The organism is Sphingobacterium sp. JUb20, from assembly GCF_004342035.1.
GTDB classification, from domain to species: domain Bacteria; phylum Bacteroidota; class Bacteroidia; order Sphingobacteriales; family Sphingobacteriaceae; genus Sphingobacterium; species Sphingobacterium anhuiense.
Window position 1 is genome coordinate 109,797 of record NZ_SLYV01000009.1, and the last position, 22,097, is coordinate 131,893.

At 34.9% G+C, this 22,097-nt stretch carries 17 protein-coding genes; 12 read left to right on the forward strand and 5 right to left on the reverse strand.

Annotated features, from left to right (window positions below):
- Positions 1–10: 10 nt before the first annotated feature.
- Complete coding sequence (locus EDF66_RS16025) at positions 11–2,731, reverse strand: outer membrane beta-barrel protein (protein WP_132843737.1); 2,721 nt, start codon at positions 2,729–2,731, stop codon at positions 11–13.
- A gap of 200 nt (positions 2,732–2,931) precedes the next feature.
- On the opposite strand from EDF66_RS16025, the gene EDF66_RS16030 reads away from it, so the two are divergent.
- The 11 genes from EDF66_RS16030 to EDF66_RS16080 all read left to right on the forward strand — a co-directional run bounded on the left by EDF66_RS16030 (position 2,932) and on the right by EDF66_RS16080 (position 14,215).
- A complete protein-coding gene (locus EDF66_RS16030; protein WP_132843738.1) occupies positions 2,932–4,302 on the forward strand; it encodes a dipeptidase in 1,371 nt (456 codons plus the stop codon).
- Between the two features lie 100 nt (positions 4,303–4,402).
- A complete protein-coding gene (locus EDF66_RS16035; RefSeq protein ID WP_132843740.1) occupies positions 4,403–5,146 on the forward strand; it encodes a lysophospholipid acyltransferase family protein in 744 nt (247 codons plus the stop codon).
- Positions 5,147–5,175: 29 nt separating this feature from the next.
- Positions 5,176–5,934: an ABC transporter ATP-binding protein gene (locus tag EDF66_RS16040; RefSeq protein ID WP_021188823.1), complete on the forward strand. Its 759-nt coding sequence runs from the start codon at positions 5,176–5,178 to the stop codon at positions 5,932–5,934.
- 144 nt (positions 5,935–6,078) lie between these two features.
- On the forward strand, positions 6,079–6,300 hold the full coding sequence (locus EDF66_RS16045; RefSeq protein ID WP_021188822.1) for a DUF2795 domain-containing protein: 222 nt from the start codon (positions 6,079–6,081) through the stop codon (positions 6,298–6,300).
- An 80-nt stretch (positions 6,301–6,380) separates the two neighbouring features.
- On the forward strand, positions 6,381–6,845 hold the full coding sequence (locus tag EDF66_RS16050) for a hypothetical protein (RefSeq protein WP_021188821.1): 465 nt from the start codon (positions 6,381–6,383) through the stop codon (positions 6,843–6,845).
- Positions 6,846–7,053: 208 nt separating this feature from the next.
- Entirely contained in the window at positions 7,054–8,043 is a 990-nt protein-coding gene (gene trpD / locus EDF66_RS16055) for an anthranilate phosphoribosyltransferase (RefSeq protein WP_132843741.1), read from the forward strand.
- A 1-nt stretch (position 8,044) separates the two neighbouring features.
- Complete coding sequence (locus EDF66_RS16060) at positions 8,045–8,683, forward strand: phosphoribosylanthranilate isomerase (protein WP_132843743.1); 639 nt, start codon at positions 8,045–8,047, stop codon at positions 8,681–8,683.
- Positions 8,664–9,848, forward strand: a complete 1,185-nt coding sequence (gene trpB, locus EDF66_RS16065) for a tryptophan synthase subunit beta (RefSeq protein WP_021188818.1) — start codon at positions 8,664–8,666, stop codon at positions 9,846–9,848. The genes EDF66_RS16060 and trpB overlap by 20 nt, the downstream gene beginning before the upstream one ends.
- Positions 9,849–9,851: 3 nt before the next feature.
- On the forward strand, positions 9,852–10,613 hold the full coding sequence (trpA, locus tag EDF66_RS16070; RefSeq protein WP_132843744.1) for a tryptophan synthase subunit alpha: 762 nt from the start codon (positions 9,852–9,854) through the stop codon (positions 10,611–10,613).
- A 127-nt stretch (positions 10,614–10,740) separates the two neighbouring features.
- Positions 10,741–11,184: a hypothetical protein gene (locus EDF66_RS16075; protein WP_021188816.1), complete on the forward strand. Its 444-nt coding sequence runs from the start codon at positions 10,741–10,743 to the stop codon at positions 11,182–11,184.
- Between the two features lie 97 nt (positions 11,185–11,281).
- Positions 11,282–14,215 carry a TonB-dependent receptor domain-containing protein gene (locus EDF66_RS16080; RefSeq protein ID WP_132843746.1) on the forward strand — a complete coding sequence of 978 codons (2,934 nt, stop codon included), beginning with the start codon at positions 11,282–11,284 and terminating at the stop codon, positions 14,213–14,215.
- 34 nt (positions 14,216–14,249) lie between these two features.
- Here the strand turns inward: EDF66_RS16080 and EDF66_RS26265 are convergent, their stop codons facing one another.
- The 4 genes from EDF66_RS26265 to floA form a co-directional block, all read right to left on the reverse strand.
- Entirely contained in the window at positions 14,250–14,828 is a 579-nt protein-coding gene (locus EDF66_RS26265; protein ID WP_183915987.1) for a Maf family nucleotide pyrophosphatase, read from the reverse strand.
- Between the two features lie 3 nt (positions 14,829–14,831).
- On the reverse strand, positions 14,832–15,350 hold the full coding sequence (locus EDF66_RS26270) for a KdsC family phosphatase (RefSeq protein WP_206368672.1): 519 nt from the start codon (positions 15,348–15,350) through the stop codon (positions 14,832–14,834).
- Between the two features lie 497 nt (positions 15,351–15,847).
- Positions 15,848–17,149, reverse strand: coding sequence for a DUF3472 domain-containing protein (locus EDF66_RS16090; protein WP_132843747.1), 1,302 nt, complete (start codon positions 17,147–17,149; stop codon positions 15,848–15,850).
- A gap of 143 nt (positions 17,150–17,292) precedes the next feature.
- Complete coding sequence (floA, locus tag EDF66_RS16095) at positions 17,293–18,282, reverse strand: flotillin-like protein FloA (protein WP_021188810.1); 990 nt, start codon at positions 18,280–18,282, stop codon at positions 17,293–17,295.
- A gap of 364 nt (positions 18,283–18,646) precedes the next feature.
- On the opposite strand from floA, the gene EDF66_RS16100 reads away from it, so the two are divergent.
- A complete protein-coding gene (locus EDF66_RS16100; protein ID WP_132843749.1) occupies positions 18,647–22,087 on the forward strand; it encodes a response regulator in 3,441 nt (1,146 codons plus the stop codon).
- The last annotated feature ends 10 nt before the right edge of the window (positions 22,088–22,097 follow it).

Sequence of the window (22,097 nt, forward strand, 5' to 3'; positions counted from 1 at the left end):
GTGTTTCATCTTATAAAAACATTTTTGTAAAATCCCATGATAGCTTTAACATATAGTAACGTCTGATCGTATCATATCTTCTTTGCGTAAATACAGAGCTAGAGGCCGATCTGCTAAAGCCTTTATTTTGATTCAGAACATCATTAACTGTAAAATCTAAAATCAAAGATTCATTTTTCAAGAATTTCTTACTAACTCCTGGATGAAGTAAAAATTGATCAAACTTCTGGTCAAACGCTTTCGTTGCCGCCTCGTAAGTATAATCGTAGTTGGTATATACCTTAAGTGTTTTTGTAAAAAAGTATTCTACACTTCCAGAGGAACCGAATACAAAACCATTACTGTTCGTATTTTGCTGTAAGTTAGACTCCATAACACGGTATTGTGGACTTAGATTAATATTAAAATTTAGCCCGGTTTTTGTATCACGGGTCAACGTGTAAGTAAAATTATAATTGGTTGTATTTACTTTATTTAGTTCACCATTGAAGAAATTATAATTTTCCGATGTTGACAATGATAATTGTGGTGAGTTACTTAATCCCAATTTTTTATTCAACTTAAAGTAATAACCAGACCAAAAATTAGCAGACAGATTAGTTTTTCCTATTATATTATTCCATTCGTAGGTATTTATACCATTCGCAGTAGTGATGTTCTGTGAAATAGGATCTTTTACAACATTTACGTTCCCTCCTACATATGCATAACTTCCTGTCAATAACTTAAATGTATTATAACCTAAGTTTATATTATGACTAAAAGATGGTTTCAAATTCTCATTCCCAATATAGCGATTCAATTGATCTGAGTTATCAAGTATCGGCTGGATTTGATTTAAAGCAGGTAGTTGATTACGTCCATTGTAATTAAACCACAACTGCTTACTTTTAGTAAATGAATAACCACCACCTAATGACGGATTATAAGTGAAAAAGTTTCTGGAAAACTGTTCTTTCGTATCGTTATTCCGTTGCTCTAAATCATCATTATTGAAACTATTCGTAAAATTTAATCTTAACTTTTCCGTTGTATAACCGAATGCCAGTTTATAATTACTGCTTGTTCTATTGAAATCATAATTATTACTAAAATCAGGATCTAGCACATCATATTTTCCAGATCCTTTATTAAAAGATTCCACCAAAGAAGAACTTTTATTACTTTCGATTCCACCACCAATTGACATATTTAAGACTTTAGACAATGGTTCTGTATAGGTTAAAGATGCACGACTTGTCGTTACATTTTGTTCCCTCTTTTTCCGCTGATCTGTAGTGTCAGTACTAACCTTATATTTACTTACTGTTGAAAAAAGTGTTCCTTCTCCAGTAGTTTCATCTTTCCTTGTCTCTCCACTAAATGTCAATGATCTTCCTTTTTTCTTAAATTTATGAGTAAACAACGCACTTAAATTAAATGCTTTCACCTTGTTGTCCGCAACTTCTCTTGTATTTTCAGTAGTTACTGTATCCAATTTTTCGGAAAATTGATACGCTTCGCGCTTATTATCAGACCAAAGATTCTTTTGCGATGCTCCTCCACGAATTGTCAATGTATTTAAGGAGTCAAAGTTAAGATCGTATTTCAAATTGACACGATGCTGATCATTTTCCGTATCTACTGTCTTTACAGTACGGCTGTTGATAAGACCACTCATCAAAGTTTCATCTTGACCATCACTACTGATACGACCATATTTATAGTTGATATTGACGTTATGCTTGTTTTTATCAAATTTGTCTGAAAAGTTAATGCCTGAATTAATTGCTCTTGGGACACCAATTACACCTTGGCCAGAGAATGGGTCGGTAAAACTTGACCAAGACATCGATCCATCGTCACCATAACTTACTCCGGAATCGCCCCCATATTTCTCTGCATCTTGCCAATTCATCGACGTAGTACCATTGTTACCAAATAGACCATAAGCTGATATTTTTTGCGAACCTTTAAACTTATTAACCATCAGTTGCCCCATGTAGTATTTATCTGTTCCACCACCTACTAGCGCTTTACCAAACATACCATTTTTGGCTCCATCTTTTAATTTAACATTAATCGTTTGCTCTCGTTGACCATCATCCACTCCTGTACGTTCTGCTTGTTCTGATTTCTTTTCGTAGACCTGCACTTTATCAACCATGTCTGAACGTATGTTACGTGTCACTAATGTCGGATCATCGCCAAAGAATTCTTCACCGTCTACTAAAACCTTTTTCACAGTTTTACCTTGTGCAGTAATCTTTCCCGATGCATCAACCGTAATACCCGGCAATACTTTCAATAAATCTTCAACTTTAGCATTTTTTTCCACTTTAAAGCTACCTGCATCATATTCTGTAGTATCTCCTTTAATAGTGATCGGAATGCGACCTGTTACGATAACTTCTTGTAAAAGTTGCGCTGTACTTGTCAAACCAACCTTTAATGCTGAATAATCTTGATTTGGTAAAATTTCGGTATAATAGTCTCCATATTTGGGATAACTTACAATAAGTACTGCCTCACTTTGTACGGGTGTATTTAACGAAAAATTACCATTTTCATCAGATCTGGTAAAATCTAAAAGAATAGAGTCTTTGGCACTCAAGAGCATGACCGTTGCATTTGACAACTTCTGCTGATCTTTGGCATCACTAATTTTACCTTGAATTTTACTCTGAGCAAAGCAAAAGCTCACAAGCATCGGTAATAGCAACAACAAATGGAAAATCGTTTTTCTTTTCATCTAAAAACTATAATTATCACTTTGGTTAATAAAACTGCACAAATATATTGCATAGTTACCCCTATTAGATAGGCTTTCAATAGAAATGTTACAACTTTTTATAACTTTTTTTTAAATCCTTTAATTATGCCTCTAAAACCATAATTACCAAGGTGAAATTATAATGTTTTACCTATTTTTGTTTTAAATACATTCATACTATGCAAACTATACAAGAATATGTTGAGGCGAACAAACAACGATTTTTAGATGAGTTGTTTGATTTATTACGTCTTCCGTCAGTAAGTGCTGATCCAAAATTTAAAGGTGATATCGAAAAAACGGCAGAATTTGTAGCACAAAAGTTAAAGGAAGCTGGCGCAGATAATGTAGAAATCTGTCAAACAGCGGGTAATCCGATTGTATATGGAGAAAAAATTATCGATCCTGCTTTACCGACGGTATTAACCTATGGACATTATGATGTGCAACCGGCTGATCCATATGAATTGTGGGATACGCCACCGTTTGAGCCAACAGTACGTGATGGTAAAATTTACGCGCGTGGTTCTGCAGATGATAAGGGACAATTCTATATGCATGTAAAAGCATTTGAATATATGATGAAAAATAATGCACTTGCGTGCAATATTAAATTCATGATCGAGGGAGAAGAAGAAGTTGGTTCTGCTAACCTTGGAACTTTTGTAAAAGAAAATAAAGAAAAATTAAAAGCTGACGTAATTGTTATTTCTGACACATCGATGATCAGTCTGGAAACTCCATCTTTAGAAACTGGATTAAGAGGATTATCTTATGTTGAAGTTGAAGTAACTGGTCCAAATAGAGATTTACACTCTGGTGTTTACGGGGGCGCAGTTGCAAACCCAGCTACAATCTTAGCAAAATTAATTGCATCTCTACATGATGAGAACAATCATATTGCCATTCCAGGATTTTACGATGATGTCGTCGAACTATCTCAGGAAGAACGCGATGAGCTCAATAAAGCGCCATTCGAAATCGAAGCATATAAAAAAGATTTAGGTGTTCAAGAGCTATGGGGAGAAGAAGGATATTCAACAATTGAACGTACAGGTACTCGCCCGACTTTAGAAGTGAACGGTATTTGGGGAGGTTATATTGGTGAAGGTGCAAAAACTGTACTTCCTTCGAAAGCATATGCCAAGATTTCGATGCGATTAGTTCCAAATCAAAATTCACAGCGCATTACAGACTTATTTAAAAAACATTTCGAAGCAATCGCTCCCAAAAATGTACAAGTCGAAGTTAAACCGCATCATGGTGGCGAACCGGTTGTAACTCCAACTGATAGTGTCGCTTACAAAGCTGCTGAGAAAGCATTAACGGACACATTTGGGGTAAAACCTATCCCAACCCGCGGCGGAGGTTCAATTCCTATTGTAGCCTTATTTGAGGAAGTTTTAGGCTTAAAAACTGTCCTTCTTGGTTTCGGATTAAATAGTGACAACCTACATTCTCCGAACGAGAAATATGGTATTGAAAATTATCTTAAAGGTATTTCAACTATTCCTTTGTTTCATAAATATTATGCTGCATTAAGTAAATAACTACCTGCACAAAATACAGAAAGGGGTTCGCTAATTTGAACCCCTTTTTTATTATATTGCTCTCCTTACGAAAAGCTATCTTGTATAAAAATATTATTGAATGATTAAAATTCTGAAGAAACTGCATCGCTATTTTTATTTTGCCAGTGTTTTTATTGTATTCTGTTGTCTTTTTCCCATCATATGGCTATATGCAAGAAATGCATCCAAAAACTATAATCAAATCGCGTATCTCAGGAGATGGATGAGTCTCATCGGTTCATATGGTGCCGGTATTTTTTACCGCGTAAAGTTTGAAGAAAAAATTGACTGGTCCAAACCTTATATCCTATGTGCCAACCATACTTCCGTTCTAGACATCACGGCGATGACTTTTATATCCCAGAAAGCTATTAGTTTTATTGGAAAAGCAGAGTTATTGAAAAACCCCGTAACACGCATATTTTTTAAAACAATTGATATCCCTGTAGATCGTAAGAGCAGAATGGCTTCTTTCAGATCTTTTAAAAAGGCTAATGAAATGCTTAAGGTGGGAAAATCTCTTGCCATTTTTCCGGAAGGAAAAATTGATGAGCAGTATCCACCTACTATACATCCTTTTAAATCTGGTGCATTTCGTTTGGCAATTGAGAATAATATTCCAATAATCCCGATTGTCATTGAAAATGCATGGGAAATTTTATGGGATGACGGTCATAAATTAGGATCGCATCCAGGCATCGTAAAAGTGCAAGTATTTGCTCCGATTAATACAGATAATTATGATGAACAAAATGCTGCTGACTTAGAAAATTACGTTTACAATAAAATGCTTTCACATTGGAAATTGCAGAATAAATTGTAATTTGAACACCAAATTTAAACAAGTTTGCTATGGCTTCCGCAACATTAATTGAAATTCAAGAGATCGCTCGACAATATACAATAGGAACAGAGACTATTCATGCGTTAAAATCTGTTTCTTTAAATATAAAGAAAGGTGAATTTGTAGCTTTAATGGGTCCATCTGGATCTGGAAAGTCAACATTAATGAATATTTTAGGTTGCTTAGACACTCCTAATTATGGTGATTATATTTTAAATGGCATCAATGTCAGTGATATGACAGATGATGAACTGGCTGAAGTTCGGAATAAGGAGATTGGATTTGTTTTTCAAACATTCAACCTTTTACCCAAAAGCACAGCATTGGAAAATGTTGCACTTCCATTAATTTATGCGGGGATTAAGCAAAGTGTACGGGAGGAAAAAGCAACACAGGCTTTAAATAGTGTCGGATTAGGAAATCGTGTTGATCATCGTCCGAATGAGTTATCAGGTGGTCAACGCCAACGTGTAGCAGTTGCCCGTGCATTGATAAACAACCCATCCATTATTCTTGCGGATGAACCTACAGGAAATCTTGACACAAAGACTTCTATCGAAATCATGGGGCTTTTAGAAGAAATCCATTCTAAGGGAAATACCATCATATTGGTAACTCACGAGGAAGATATTGCACAGCATGCACATCGAATCGTCCGTATGAGAGATGGACTTATAGAAGCTGATTATCCAAATACAGATATCAAATCCGTTTCTCCAAGACTATCAGCATTAGAAGAAAAAGGTGATGATTTTGAAAATATTTAGAAAGATGAGCACAACGCTAGTGTATTTTTTCAAACTGAATATCAACCACTTAAATTGATAATAAAAAAATAAATGACAAATAACTTGCTAAAGACAAATTAAATTATATTTTTGCGAAAATTGAAAACTTAATCTGTTTTTATTATGTATTGGACATTAGAGTTAGCTTCACATTTAGAAGATGCCCCTTGGCCGGCAACAAAAGATGAATTAATCGACTATGGTATTCGTTCTGGTGCTCCTGTTGAAGTAATCGAAAATTTACAAGATTTAGAAGACGACGGTGAGCCTTACGAGAATATAGAAGAAATTTGGCCAGATTATCCTACAAAGGATGATTTCTTCTTTAACGAAGACGAGTATTAATAAAAAATGCCTTACATTGAATTGTAAGGCATTTTTTATACGGTTTAATCCTTTTCACTAAATAGCAGTCTTATCACTATATGATAACATATCTTAAAAGTGCATGTATACTTTTGGCATTTCTGGTTCCCAATATTAATTTTGCACAGGAAAACAGAGTTCCTGATTCCAATTTGGTTATTGTGAAAAAATTTGTCACTGCTCTTAATGACCCCAATATTGCTACAGATGTGATCTTAAGTCAGCACATCATCATCAACAAAAAGCTTACGGATGAATATTTTGAATATCTCGAAGCAAGTCTAAACGAAGTCCGTCTCAATATACAGATGAAAGATATTAGTCAAATTCAGTATCTCAACTATCATCAGCTTCCTAAAAAGGAAACTAGGGATATCGACTTAGAAGGAAAAAATGCGTCGAACATTTACTTTCTTAAAATAAAAGACAGGCTGATTGTATCCCTTTATCTTGAAGCAGACAAAATTGCATCCTTTACTTTAGTCTCAAAAGGAAATAATTTAGCACATTTTGTCACATATTAAAATTATTCACTAAATCACTTGCTTTTTTTAAAATAATCAACCATATTTGCTATTACAATAAAGAAATGAATATAAACGTATTAAATAAGTCTTGGTGGTGGCATAACAGTTAAACTGTTGTGGCAAAGAACTATTGCTTAGATTTATCTATACATCAAAATAGTAGGCTTGCCTTTTTAGGTAAGCCTTTTTTTATTTTAATAATACCATGAAAAAAATATTAGCGCATTTATTTGAATATAAATCATTCAGCAGAAAAGAGGCTTATGATATCCTCATCAATATCACAGAGGGCAAATATGATAGCCATCAGATCGCTGCATTCATGACAGCTTACGGCATGCGAAGTATCCGTGTGGAAGAACTTGGTGGATTTAGAGATGCGATGTACGATCTATGTCTTCAGCTTGACTTCAGCGGTTATGATTTAATCGATTTATGTGGTACAGGTGGAGATGGAAAAAACACTTTCAACATTTCTACATTAGCATCTTTTGTTGTAGCTGGAGCAGGTTATCATGTCGCTAAACATGGTAACATCGGCGTCTCATCGGGCTGTGGTTCTTCCAATGTTATGGAATATTTGGGCTATCAATTTACAAACGATAAAGGCGAGCTAAACAGACAACTGGATGAGGCCAACATTTGCTTCTTACATGCCCCTTTATTTCATCCTGCGATGAAGACGGTAGCACCTATTCGAAAAGCGTTGGCTGTTAAAACATTCTTTAACATGCTAGGCCCTTTGACGAATCCTGCGAATCCAAAATTTCAATCCGTAGGTGTTTTTAGTCTAGAGCTTGCAAGATTGTATGGATACCTCTATCAAGATTCAGTAAAACAATATTCGATTATACATGCACTGGATGGATACGATGAGATATCACTTACAGGTGATTTCAAAGTTATAACCAATGCTGGAGAAAAATACTACAGTATTCCTGAACTTGGCTTTGATATTGTTGCACCAGCTTCTTTAGCTAGTGGGGAAACAATCAATGAAGCGGCAGACACATTTTTGAAAATTATTAGCAATGATGGCAATGACATTCAAAATAACGTAGTACTTACAAATGCCGCCTTTGCTATCAATACATTTGATCCGCAAAAAACATTTGCAGCTTGTTTGGCCGAAGCAGCAGAATCACTTAAAAGCGGAAGAGCATTCAATAGTTTCAAAAAACTTATAAATAAATAACATGAGCTTAAAAATTAAAGTTTGTGGCATGAAAGATCTGGATAATATGCTAGATCTCATTAAATTACCGATCGATTATATGGGTTTGATTTTCTATGAAAAATCAAAACGATATGTCAGTGCTTTGGATGCCCATTTTATAAAGGCAATCCCAGGAATAAAAAAAATAGGTGTTTTTGTAAATGCCAGTGAGCAGGAAATTCTACAAAAAATCAGTGATTACGGATTAGCCGGAATTCAGTTACATGGTCATGAGGATCCTGATTTTTGTCTTAGGTTAAAATCTAAAGATATTCTTGTCATCAAATCTTTTGGCATTGACGAAAACTTTGATTGGCAATCTCTCAACGCATACGAATCGGTTGCTGATTATTTTTTATTTGACACTAAGACTAGTAACCATGGTGGTTCGGGAATACACTTTGACTGGGATTTATTGAGGAACTACCCATTAGAGAAACCCTATTTTTTAAGTGGTGGTTTAAGTGCTGAAAATATAAGAGAGGCAAGCCAGATTTCCGATCCTCGTTTATACGGTCTCGATTTAAATTCAAAATTTGAATTTAAGTCAGGAATAAAAAATGTAGAATTATTAGAACAGACATTGAAAAACATGAATTATGAGCAAGTACCAGGTTAATGAAAAAGGATATTATGGTCAATTTGGAGGTGCTTACATTCCAGAAATGCTATACCCTAATGTAGAAGAACTGCGTCAAAAATATTTAGATATTATTCAAGAACCCAGTTTTCAGGAAGAGTTTAATCAACTTCTAAGAGATTATGTGGGTAGACCATCACCTTTATACTATGCAGGCCGTCTATCCGAGAAATATGGGAGTAATATATATTTAAAAAGAGAAGATCTAAATCATACAGGTGCTCATAAAATAAACAATACAATTGGTCAAATCTTACTTGCACAGCGACTAGGAAAGAAAAGGATCATAGCTGAAACGGGAGCTGGGCAACACGGTGTTGCTACTGCTACTGTATGTGCACTAAAAGGATTAGAATGTGTGGTCTACATGGGCGCCATCGATATTGAGCGCCAAGCACCAAATGTTGCCAGAATGAAGATGATGGGAGCACAAGTAGTACCAGCACAATCGGGAAGCAAAACTTTAAAAGATGCTACTAACGAAGCTTTACGAGATTGGATAAACAATCCCGTTGACACACATTATATCATTGGTTCTGTAGTAGGGCCTCACCCCTATCCAGATATGGTTGCTCGTTTTCAGTCTATCATATCTGAAGAAACAAAAAAACAGCTCTTAGAAAAAACAGGCAAATCCAATCCTGACTATGCAATAGCATGTGTAGGTGGAGGATCGAATGCTGCAGGTATGTTTTATCACTTTGTAGATGAAGAATCAGTAAAGCTGATTGCTGTAGAAGCTGCTGGATTGGGTGTTGATTCTGGCGAGTCTGCCGCAACAACGGCACTTGGAAAAGAAGGTGTATTACATGGGAGCCGATCATTGCTGATGCAGACTCCAGATGGACAGGTTATAGAACCATACTCCATATCTGCGGGATTAGACTATCCTGGAATTGGTCCACAGCACGCCTGGTTATTTAAATCCGGACGCGGCAATTATGTGAGCGTGACGGATAAAGAGGCAATGGAAGCAGGATTGTTGCTCACAAGACTGGAAGGAATTATTCCTGCTATTGAAAGTGCTCATGCTTTAGCATACTTAGAAAAAATGGATTTAAAACCAGATGATACTGTGGTCATCTGTCTGTCAGGACGCGGAGATAAGGATCTGGACAATTACATGAAATATTTTGGCTTTTAAACGATGAGAAAAATAAAAAAAACAGGGGATCAAGGTCTCTTATCGATATATTATACTGCTGGTTACCCAACACTTGATAGCACAGTAACTATTGCCAAAAAGCTGGAGGAATCAGGTGCTGATTTTTTAGAAATCGGTTTCCCTTATTCAGATCCTGTTGCCGATGGCCCCACTATTCAACATAGCTCCGAGGTTGCTTTAAAGAATGGCATGACAGTAGAAATTCTTTTTGAACAATTGAAAGAGTTACGTCAGCATGTGACCATTCCCGTGTTTTTAATGGGTTATGTAAACCCTTTATTACAATATGGTGTGGAACGCTTTTGTGCTGACTGCAAAAAGGTGGGTATTGACGGAATAATTGTACCGGACTTACCGATGTATGAATATGAAGAACTTTATAAAGATACATTTGAAAAGAATGACGTTGCCAATATTTTTATAGTGACCCCACAGACTTCAGAAGAACGTATTAGAAAGATTGATAAACTTTCCAATAGCTTTATCTACTTGCTCTCCTCTAATGCAACTACAGGGACAGAACTGAATGTAGGAGACACAACAACTGCTTACTTCCAGCGAATAAAAGATATGCAGCTTGAAAATCCAATTGCAATCGGATTTGGCATTTCAAATAAACAATCTTTTGAACAAGCTACTTCGTTTGCCACAGGAGCTATTATAGGTACTGCATTTGTGAAACTACTAACGAAGGACAATTACTTAGATGAAATTCCTAATTTTATTAAATCAATAAAAGGTTAAAACAAAAAATAGTCCTTGCTCCATCAAGGACTATTTTTATAAACTTCTACTAACTGAACAAAAATTGTAGCAATAATATGACAACAAGAATGCTTAAGAGAGCAAGTTGTTTATTAGCTTTGTCGAAATGAAACAGTTGATCATACTTATCTTGATTTTTCACTATTCCCTTACGGCGACTAGTGCAACTGTGTACTTTCATTTTTGTCATGGAGAAACGCAATCCATCTCCCTCAATAAAGACGAGGCCTCACATGCAGAATGTGCATTATGCAAAAAAAATGATGCCTGCCATAAAACTCCTGTTTCGGAAGAGCATAAATCAACTGAAGATAATAAATGTAAAAATGTTTCTGTCGATTTAAAAAACGTCGACGACAATCATTTTTCATCGGATAGTGCAAAGGTTTATCCGGTTATCAGTCCAGCCATTCTGGTATTAAACTGGATTATTATAAATCAAAACTACTTTGAAAACATTGCCAATTCCAAATGTGTTTTCGCGTCAAATAAACCGATATCGGCAACTGATATTTCTCCTTATTTGATAAACTGTAACTTCAGAATCTGATTTTTAAATTTTTTAATAGGTCTTTTAAAGACAACCAAGGTCACACTTTAGCGATAAAAGCTGAAGTATACTACTATTTCAAAATTTTAAAAAAATCATGAAACAAATATTAAAATACGCACTTATACCCCTATTTATTTTTCTTGCAAATACTTCGCTGAAAGCCACTTCTTATATTGCTAAACAAGACAGTACGGTCACATTACATGTCGCTGGAAACTGCGGTATGTGTAAAAAACGTATTGAAAAAGCAGCCAATCTTCCGGGTGTGTCGAACGTCGTATGGAGTGAAGATACTCAGAAACTGTCCTTAACATATAGTGCTAAAAAATCAACATTAGAAACGATTAAAAAAAGCATTGCGGCTGTCGGACATGATGTTGAGAATGTACGAGGAAACGATAAAGCATATGCCGAATTACATGAATGCTGCTTATATCCTAGATTAGAAAAAGTTCAAGCTTCGCCATTAACAGTTAGTGCTACCACAAACAATAGTAGTGCTACAACAACCGTTTCTGTTGATAGCACAACCACTATGCATGTAGCAGGAAACTGTGCTTTATGTAAAAAAAGAATCGAAACTGCGGCAACTATTAATGGTGTTACATCAGCAATCTGGGATGTAAACACAAAAGAGCTGGTAGTAAAACATAATCATCAAAAAGCACCTTTAGAAGAAATAAAAAAGAGCATTGCTGCCGTTGGACACGATGTAGACAATGTACGTGCCGATGATCAAGTATATGAACAATTACATGAATGTTGTTTATATCCGAGAATGGAAAACGGTAAAATTACGGATGTAAAAGCAAAGAAAGATGATCATCATGATCACAACCACATTTTAACGGGCGTAGTTGTTGAAGAAAATGAAAAAGGAGACCTCAATCCAATCACAGGTGTTAATATCCATTGGTTAGAAGATAAAAGCAAAAATGCAAGAACAAATGAAAATGGTGTTTTCAAATTACAGCATCATGGAAATTTTAAGAAGATAGTTGTGAGTTTTGCAGGTATGCAATCGGATACGATTACTATAAAAGACTTGCATGAAGTATTGATGATAAACGCAAAAAGCAATGTCTTATCTGAGGTGGTAGTAACAGGAAGCAGAAGATCAAACTTCATCAATCGAATGAATCCTGCACGTGTAGAGGTATTAACAACTAAAGAACTATTTAAAGCTGCATGTTGTGATTTAAGTGAAAGTTTCGAAACAAATGCTTCTGTTGATGTCGTAAGTAATGATGCTGTAACAGGTTCTAAACAGATTCAAATGCTAGGATTAAGCGGTATATATACACAGCTTACTGTAGAGAACTTACCTGGCCCTAGAGGCTTAGCAGCCCCACTAGGTTTAAATTCGATATCTGGAAGCTGGATCGAATCTATTCAAATTGCAAAAGGCATTGGTTCTGTTGCAAATGGATATGAAAACATGGCTGGACAAATTAATGTTGAACTTAAAAAACCGCAAAATTCGGACAGACTTTATTTCAATGCCTATGCAAACAACATGGGAAGAACAGATGTAAACTTAAATTTAGCTCAAAAAATAAACAACAATTGGTCTACCGCTGTCCTGTTACATGATAATTTCATGTATAATAAAACAATGAATTTCAGCGATAACGGTTTTCGTGATATCCCTGTTGGAAACCTCTTTTCCGGAGTAAACCGTTGGAACTACGAAAACGGAAAAGGCTTCATGGCACAGTTTGGAATTAAATATTTAAATGATGACCGTACAGGTGGTCAAACAGATTTTAACAAAAAAACAGATAAAGGAACTACCAATAGATATGGTCTAGGTTTTGATATTGAAAGAATCGAAGGTTTTGCTAAAATCGGCTATGTATTTCCAGAAAACAGACACCGCAGTATAGGTCTACAACTTGCAGGTTCAAACTATAATCAAAAAAGTTATTTTGGTCTAAAAAATTATAATGGTGAACAACAGAATGGATATGCCAATTTGATATTTCAAGATGTTCTCGGAACTGTAGCTCACAAATACCGTGTGGGAGCTTCGGTAAATTATGATAACTATGATGAGTTATATCTGGATGTTCAGAATTTTAAGAGAAAAGAAACTGTTTCCGGTGCTTTTGTAGAATATACTTTCAGTCCAAATGAAAAATTTGATGCCGTCGTAGGTTTAAGACAAGATTATAACTCATTGTACGGTTGGTTTACTACACCTCGTTTAAATTTACGTTATGCACCTTTTACAGGTAATACAATGCGTTTAAGTGCTGGTAGAGGGCAAAGAACGGCTAACATTATTGCCGAAAATATGTCTGCACTAGCAAGTAGCCGTACATTAATTATCAAATCTCCAGACAATTTTAAAAATGCTTACGGATTAGATCCTGAAGTTTCTTGGAATACTGGCTTTACAATTGATCAAAGTTTCAGATTGTTCAACAGAGAGGCAACTGCATCGGTTGAGTTATTTAGAAACAGTTTTGAAAATCAGGTCGTAGTTGACTATGAAAACCCTAGAGAAATATCTTTTTATAACTTAACAGGTAAATCATATTCAAATAGTCTTCAGGCAGAATTACGTTTCAATCCTCTTCCTCGTTTAGAAACAAGACTTGCATATCGTTTACTCGATGTTCAAACTGACTTTGAAAGTGGTAGAAAAAGTAAACCGCTATTGGCTAAGCACAGAGGTTTTACTAATCTAGCTTATACATTACCTTCATCAGGATGGAGCTTTGACTATACCTTAAATATTGTAGGAGATAAAAGAATACCTTCAACAATAGAAAACCCAGTTGCATATCAGGTAGCAACAAAATCAAATGCTTATGTAACGATGAATGCGCAGGTAAGTAAAGATTTTGGGAAAAATAAAAACTTCACAATTTATGTCGGTGGTGAAAACTTAACAAATTATTTCCAACATAATCCAATTTTAGGAGCAGATGATCCATTTGGATCTTACTTTGACACGTCTCTATTATGGGGACCATTAACGGGAAGAATGTTCTACACCGGTGTAAGATTTCATATCAACTAAAATAAAAAGGGAACCAAGTTAGCGGTTCCCTTTTTTATTTTAGTTTCTTTAGTTCCTGATAGAGTCGAGCTGTTGGCAATCCTACCACATTTGTATATTCTCCCTTGATACTTTTGATCCCGATACGACCTATCCACTCTTGTATTCCATAAGAGCCCGCTTTATCAAATGGCTCATATTTTTCAATATAAAAATTAATTTCATCATCACTAAGCGGATAAAATTCTACTTCAGTGGATTCCGAAAAAGTAATTAATTTTTCATCTTCCAGAATACAAACTGCAGTAATTACTTCGTGGATATCACCAGATAACATCTTTAACACGTGAAAAGCTTCCGCTTTACTTTTGGGTTTTCCTAATATTTTTTGATCAGAGGTAACAACAATAGTATCTGCAGTAATGATTACAGCCCCTTCAAAATCATTAAGAAAAGCCTCAGCTTTTTTTGTCGCAATGGCCTTCACTACCGCTATAGGTTTTAGAAGTTCATCGACAACTTCATCCGTCTCGCGGACCACCACTTCAAACTTCAAACCCAATTCACTTAACAATTGGCTTCTTCGCGGCGATTGAGAGCCCAGTATTATTTGTCTATTCTCTAAATTTATCATTACTTATATACTTTTGACTGTTGTATCCATTTGCCATTTACCCTGAATTTTTAATACTTTTTCCATGACATCTCGTACAGCCCCATCACCACCAATTTTTGGAGAAATATAATGGCAAATTCCTTTAATTTCCTCAATAGCATCAGCAGGACATGTGGCTAGACCAGCCAGTTTCATACAGTCAAAGTCTGGCATATCATCTCCCATATAAAGGATATCTTCAAAATTCAGGCTCAGTGAAGCCAGGACTTCATTCAGCTTTCCAATCTTATCGGAGATTCCTGAATGAATTTCTTGAACACCTAACCCCTTTAGTCTTTTAACAACACCAGTAGAATTTCCACCTGTAATAATGATGATTGGATAACCCCGCTTAACAGCTAACTGCATGATATAACCATCCTTAATATTAAAAGTGCGCAACTGTTCACCAGCCTCATTGACCAGCACACGTCCATCAGTCAACACACCATCCACGTCCAATACAAAAGCTTTCACTTTTTTAAGATTATCAAAAATCATAGCTGTTTTCTTTCAAAAATAAGTAATAAAAATAAGTAATATATAATTCGAAATACAATACAAAATAATACAAAATTTACAGCTATTAAGACAACTTATTATTACAAATAGACAAAAAATCATATTAATGTCACAACACATATTGTGGAGACAACTTTAATTCAAAAACATTTGGAATAAATAGGTTTTTTGATGTATCTTTGTAGGAGATAATTAAGGTTGTCTATTGCAGGGGAATAATGATGAATGACATCAAGAAATATTTGAAATGACATTCACATAACATAATATCAAATGTTTATCATTAATTTTGCTGTATCAAATCACTACTTAAAAACAGTGATTATTAAAAATGTCTTTTCATAATTTAGGTTTATAATTGGTTAGTAACAAACCCTGGTGCCCATCACCAGGGTTTTGTTTTTTAAACAACTAGCAAGACAAAAAAATAGCTGCAAATAAACTATTTACAGCTATAATTCCTTAAAAAAACGTTATTATCTTGGAAGTGATTTGAAATCAATATTAGGCTTCACTCCTGTTGCTTTTCTACTAAATTTACTACCAAACGGAACATACTTATTAAAGAACCCAAAATTCTTTAAATAAAACCCTTTCTCATTTACGCCACCGGCATAGTCCATACGGTAACCTTTACGGCCAGTATTATCAATGGTAAATCTACCTTCAGTACATTCATACCAGTCCCCTTTGTCATCGGCTACCCATTGATTTGAAAACTGTACCTCCCGTTGATAAATACCTTGATCAGGGTTAAAATTTTCTAAGAAAGAATGAAAGCCTGTTAAATATTGATTCGTCTGAGGACGTTCAAATTCGGCTATAATTTGCCATTTACCTACTTCAGGCGCATAAAACCAAGCAGTATAAGCAGTATAATTATTTGCAATAGGTCTACCTCGCAATAAGAATTTATAAGTACTTCCGGCTTTCCAATTAAACTTCAAATAGCTTTGTCCACCAGAGCCTTCGTTTCCGAATTCGCCGGTATGAACAGTTTGACCTTTTGTTTTCAAAATTATCTTATGGTCATCAGGAATTTCTTTAGGATCATCTGTTGTAAAAGGACTCCACACGGAGAATAAGACACGACGTTCTGTACTGCTATTTACCTGCATACCAAAATATCCTACATTAAAACCATTGGACATAAAATAAGATCCTTCCACATCACTACCCTTTGGAACAGTAACTTCGTTATAATAATATTCTATATTCTTATCTTTCGGTTGCTGATATCCCATGTGGGTTGACGGCCCTCTTCTACCCCAGTAGAAGAAATTATCTTCATTATCTTTAACATAGTTCATTTGACCATCGGAAGCTGTTCCTTTCAAAACGTAACCACCTATTGTCGGATACAATGAAGCTGTAGTTTTTGCTTTTAATTCAATTGCGTGATATCCGGTATCCGCAATACTAAAATCAGCAACATTGATCAGTCCTTTTTGATTCGGTTCTATTGTTACATCAACGCTTTTACCAGCGAATGTAAAAGTGAATTTCCCACCAGCATTGGCTTCAAGTACCTGAACGGAAAGATTTACCTGACCAGTTTTACCAAAGCGAACAAATGTTTTTACTGTCCGTTTATTGTCTTTCCAATTTTCAATCTTTCCATTCTTTACAATAGATTCTCTATGATTGCTATTCGGATACTCCCAACTATTACCTCCAATAGGGACAAAATTCTCTTTTCCCGATGTCAAAGACTGTGCGTAAGCTAGCGTCAGATTCAAAGAAAGGTAGAGAAATAATAACTTTTTTATTGATTTCATGTTTATAATAATTAATTATAGCACTAAATATAATGATAGGAATAGGAATATAGAACAGTCCAAAATATTTAAAAAAAAACAACCGATTGCATTTTAACTGCAATCGGTTGTTGATTCGTATAAAAAATCTGTTACATCAGCTTTTAATCTTTCTGCTGTCCTCTGGTATCATGTCCAGGTTTGGAAATAGAAGTTCGCATGTCTGTATCTGCCTGTATATTTTGCATCTTATAATAATCCATTACACCCAAATTTCCATTTCTAAAAGCTTCCGCCATAGCTAATGGCAACTGTGCTTCGGCCTCAATAACTTTCGCTCTTGCTTCCTGTGCCTTGGCACGCATCTCTTGTTCACTTGCAACAGCCATTGCTCTACGCTCTTCTGCTCTTGCATTAGCAACTTTCAAATCAGCTTCAGCTTGATCTGTCTGCAATTTTGCTCCTACGTTTTCACCGATATCTATATCTGCAATATCAATAGATAATATTTCAAATGCCGTACCGCTATCAAGTCCTTTTGAAAGAACAGTTTTAGAGATTCGATCTGGATTTTCTAAGACCTGCTTATGACTTTCCGACGAGCCTATCGTTGTTACGATACCTTCACCGACGCGCGCTAAGATAGTTTCTTCGCCGGCACCACCAACTAATTGATTGATATTGGCGCGAACAGTTACTCTTGCTTTCGCTATTAATTGAATTCCATCTTTAGCAACAGCTGCCACTGGAGGTGTATTAATAACTTGAGGATTTACTGATAACTGCACAGCATCAAATACATCACGACCAGCCAAATCAATAGCTGTAGCAAGCTTGAAACTCAAAGGAATATTTGCCTTATCGGCGGATATTAAAGCTTTAATTACTCTATTAACATTTCCCCCCGCCAAATAATGGGTTTCAATTTCATTAGATGTGATGTTTAGTCCTGCTTTTGTTGAGATTATCATTGCGTTAGTGACCAAAGAAGGTGGTACTTTACGTAATCGCATCAAAACCAAGTTCAATAAACTAATTTTAACATTAGAAAGCTGTGCGGTAAACCAAAGATTTACAGGTAATAAATAAAGCAATAGAAACAAGGCTACAATACAGCCTATAATCATTAAAGCGAAAGAAAAATTTGGATCCATTTGATTAGATTAATTAAATAGTAATTGTCTTAAAGATATCAAATAATGATCAAACATGAGCCAAAACAATTTAAAAAGTGTAAATAAAGTAAAATACAACCAAACTCAACTTCCAAATATTAACCTCAAAAACTACGAGTACTTCCTCATTTTTTTACTACTTTTACTTAGAACTAGCATTGATTTCTAATTTGCCACTTTTCCCTTAAAAATTATTGAAACACGCTAAAGAACAGCTTTCTTTGACGCATTTGAATGATAAAAAAGGAATCAAAAGAAATCAGAAAATTATTATGCTATTACTCTAATGTCAATTAGCGTATTATTTTAACGTGTTATCAAAAAATATTACTCTTATATCAAGATGAAAAAGCTACGTTTTCAACAACAACTCATCATTGGAATTATATTTTCATTTCTAATCATACTTTCGGCATCGTTATTATTTTTCATCCAATTGGATAAAAGTACGGCTCATGAACAAGACCTTATACAAAAAGCAGAAGCAAAGTTTGATCTCATCGATAATATCAAGAATAGTGTTGCCCGAGTAAATGATGCAAAACTTAAGTTTTATACAGAAAAAAATGAAAGTGTATTTGCACCCTATGCTGGTGAAATAACTGTGTTCCTTGAAACTATAAAAAACTTAAGCAAGAAGGACAGCTACTATACATTTGATGCTAACAAGCTAAATAATTTAAAAAATACCATTTTAGATTTCTATGACTTCGAGCGAGCCATCTCGTTAAGTAAGGAAAACAAATTTAAAGCGCTAAATGTAAACAATAAACGAGCTGATATTCAAAATCAGATTTCTATAATCTCCAAAGACTTAATCGATAAAAGAAAAGATTTAATTAAAAAATCAACAGATAGATTAGAAAATATCAGGTATTTAACTTACTTTCTAGTTTTTGTGGGTCTAGCGATCATGATCTATATATTCATCATTGTTCTTAATGTTTTTAAAACATTAAAAAAGAGTATAATTGATGAAAAGAAGTCCAATACAGCCCTTTTAAAATTAACCTCTAAAGTTGAACAAGACAACTCTATTTTAAATAACATCAACACTTTAGACCACAACCTTCGAGGCGATTTTAATGAAAAACAAATTGCAACGATAGGACTCGATAATATCTGTAAAACGACTTCCTCTCTTGCTGGTACAGTATATGTCAAAAAAGAAAATAGTACCCTTTTTTCCCTATTAGCAAATAAAGGAATCCCATTAGATGTCCCTATTAAAACTTTTATTTCAGAAGGAGATGGGATACTCAGTGATGTGATTAATAATCAAAAATTAACGATCATTCGCGATGTAAATGCAAACAAATATCAGATTGCGTCTTCGTTAATTGATCAATTTGAAACGAATCTCTATCTTATTCCGATCGTATATGAAGAACAATCTATTGGTATAATTGAATTAGTATGTTCAAAAGACAAAAAGAATGAAAATGAAAATATTGAATATTTACACCGCGTTAGCAAAATATTAGCTGTTAGTTTGAAAGTTGCGCAAGCGCATTCAAAGATGGCGGAACTCTATGAAGAATTACAGCAACAAACGGAAGAATTAGAAGCGCAACAGGAGGAACTGAGAACAACGAATGAGGAATTAAGTTATAAAACGAATTTGCTAGAAGCATCCGAAGAGGAATTGAGAGTACAGCAAGAGGAGCTCGTACAAACAAATAATGAACTGGATGAAAAAGCTAAATTACTACAGGAGCAGAATAATGAATTAGAAAAAGCAAAAGATAACATTGCTTTAAAAATCAAAGAGGTTGAGTCAGCCTCTAATTACAAATCAGAATTCATGGCAAACATGAGCCATGAACTGCGTACGCCTTTAAATAGTATTTTAATATTAGCAAAATTATTACAAGATAATAAACTAGACAATCTAACTGGTGAACAAATCAAATATGCCAGTGTGATCCATAATGCAGGCACTGATTTACTTCATTTAATCAATGACTTACTTGATCTTGCTAAGATAGAATCGGGCAAAGTGGAACTGGCACAGGAGAACATTGACAACAAAGATCTCATCGATTATATCTTAAATTTCTTCAAGAATACTGCGGAAGACAAAGGAATCAATTTCAAGATAGCTCTTTCTCCAGATGTGCCTACTCATTTTTATTCGGATGAATATCGGATCCAGCAGATCTTGAAAAACTTACTATCAAATGCCTTCAAATTCACCAATCCTAATGGAAATGTAACACTTGATATTGGTATAACTAAGGGTGATGAACTTACTTTTAAAGTTATCGATTCTGGAATTGGCATTGCTGCTGATAAACAAAAACTCATATTCGAAGCTTTTAGACAAGAAGATGGTTCTACAAGCCGCAAGTATGGTGGAACTGGTTTAGGATTATCAATATGTAGAGAAACTGCAAAATTACTAGGTGGTCGAATCACATTATCGAGTGAAATCGGAGTAGGAAGCACCTTTATGTTTATATTGCCACTACGCACCGCGCCCGGTACCATTCAAACGCTTAAATCTAATGAGGAACATACTGAAAAAATAATCTCGTCCACTGAAACCGATGATTCAATACTGTTACCAGAAAATAAAGATATAATTCGAAACCCGGATGACCTGAATACCTTGTTGATCATTGAAGATGATTTGATTTTTGCAGAAATATTAAAGGATTATGCCGAAGCATATCATTACCGTGTCATACTTGCCCATGACGGAGAAGAAGGATTAGAAAAGGCAATGGCACTAAGACCAAAGGCGATTATTTTGGATATTATGCTTCCTAAAATTGATGGTTGGAATGTACTAAAAGTTTTAAAATCAAATCGGGAGACCTCCTCAATACCTGTACATATGATGTCTGCAGGGACGTATTTGGATAATGAACCAATCAATGCCGGAGCTATCGGATTTATGGCCAAGCCAGTTTCTGAAAAAACCCTTCAAAAGACATTTGAAAAAATTCAATCCATGCTTTCGAATGTTATGAAAAGAGTTTTACTTATTGAAGACCAAAAAGTACAAAGCGATTTTATCAAACATGGTCTAAAAGATGAAAAACTAACAGTAGATCAAGCCTATGACGCCAATAAAGCACTTGAATTATTGAAGAATAAAGCGAATAATTACGATTGTATTATTTTAGATTTAAATCTTCCAGATAAATCAGGGTTAGAATTACTAGACGAAATAAAATCCTTAGAGACGTACAATGAAACTCCTATCATCATCAACACGGCGATGGAATTGACCTCTGAACAGACTACCAGAATTTTAAAACATTCACAAGCTATGGTTTTAAAATCTGCCAAGTCAAACGACAGATTAGTAGACGAAGTACGCCTTTTCCTGAATAAAATTGACCAGAAAACAGAAAATAAATCGAGGATAATTGATAAAGCAAATGATTTTCAACTTGAAAAAACATTAGAAAACAAAACAATTTTATTAGCAGATGATGATATGCGAAATATCTTTGCATTGACAAGTGCATTTGAAAGTTTAAATATTCATGTTGAAATTGCCAATAATGGTCAGGAAGCGCTTGATATTCTCAATTTAGAAAATAACATTGATCTGGTATTAATGGATATTATGATGCCCGTTATGGATGGATATGAAGCCATTGCCAATATCCGTAAAAATAAAAAGTATCAGGAGTTACCCATCATTGCCATAACAGCAAAAGCGATGAAAGGTGATAAAGAAAAAGCTATCGAAGCGGGTGCCAATGACTATGTCAGTAAGCCTATTGATATTGACAAATTAATTTCATTGATCCGTGTTTGGGTTAGTTAAATAGAATTAG

Coding starts and splice junctions, on each gene's coding strand:
- EDF66_RS16025 (WP_132843737.1), bottom strand. CDS start 2,731: ATGAAAAGAAAAACGATTTTCCATTTGTTGTTGCTATTACCGATGCTT.
- EDF66_RS16030 (WP_132843738.1), top strand. CDS start 2,932: ATGCAAACTATACAAGAATATGTTGAGGCGAACAAACAACGATTTTTA.
- EDF66_RS16035 (WP_132843740.1), top strand. CDS start 4,403: ATGATTAAAATTCTGAAGAAACTGCATCGCTATTTTTATTTTGCCAGT.
- EDF66_RS16040 (WP_021188823.1), top strand. CDS start 5,176: ATGGCTTCCGCAACATTAATTGAAATTCAAGAGATCGCTCGACAATAT.
- EDF66_RS16045 (WP_021188822.1), top strand. CDS start 6,079: ATGTATTGGACATTAGAGTTAGCTTCACATTTAGAAGATGCCCCTTGG.
- EDF66_RS16050 (WP_021188821.1), top strand. CDS start 6,381: ATGATAACATATCTTAAAAGTGCATGTATACTTTTGGCATTTCTGGTT.
- trpD (WP_132843741.1), top strand. CDS start 7,054: ATGAAAAAAATATTAGCGCATTTATTTGAATATAAATCATTCAGCAGA.
- EDF66_RS16060 (WP_132843743.1), top strand. CDS start 8,045: ATGAGCTTAAAAATTAAAGTTTGTGGCATGAAAGATCTGGATAATATG.
- trpB (WP_021188818.1), top strand. CDS start 8,664: ATGAGCAAGTACCAGGTTAATGAAAAAGGATATTATGGTCAATTTGGA.
- trpA (WP_132843744.1), top strand. CDS start 9,852: ATGAGAAAAATAAAAAAAACAGGGGATCAAGGTCTCTTATCGATATAT.
- EDF66_RS16075 (WP_021188816.1), top strand. CDS start 10,741: ATGAAACAGTTGATCATACTTATCTTGATTTTTCACTATTCCCTTACG.
- EDF66_RS16080 (WP_132843746.1), top strand. CDS start 11,282: ATGAAACAAATATTAAAATACGCACTTATACCCCTATTTATTTTTCTT.
- EDF66_RS26265 (WP_183915987.1), bottom strand. CDS start 14,828: ATGATAAATTTAGAGAATAGACAAATAATACTGGGCTCTCAATCGCCG.
- EDF66_RS26270 (WP_206368672.1), bottom strand. CDS start 15,350: ATGATTTTTGATAATCTTAAAAAAGTGAAAGCTTTTGTATTGGACGTG.
- EDF66_RS16090 (WP_132843747.1), bottom strand. CDS start 17,149: ATGAAATCAATAAAAAAGTTATTATTTCTCTACCTTTCTTTGAATCTG.
- floA (WP_021188810.1), bottom strand. CDS start 18,282: ATGGATCCAAATTTTTCTTTCGCTTTAATGATTATAGGCTGTATTGTA.
- EDF66_RS16100 (WP_132843749.1), top strand. CDS start 18,647: ATGAAAAAGCTACGTTTTCAACAACAACTCATCATTGGAATTATATTT.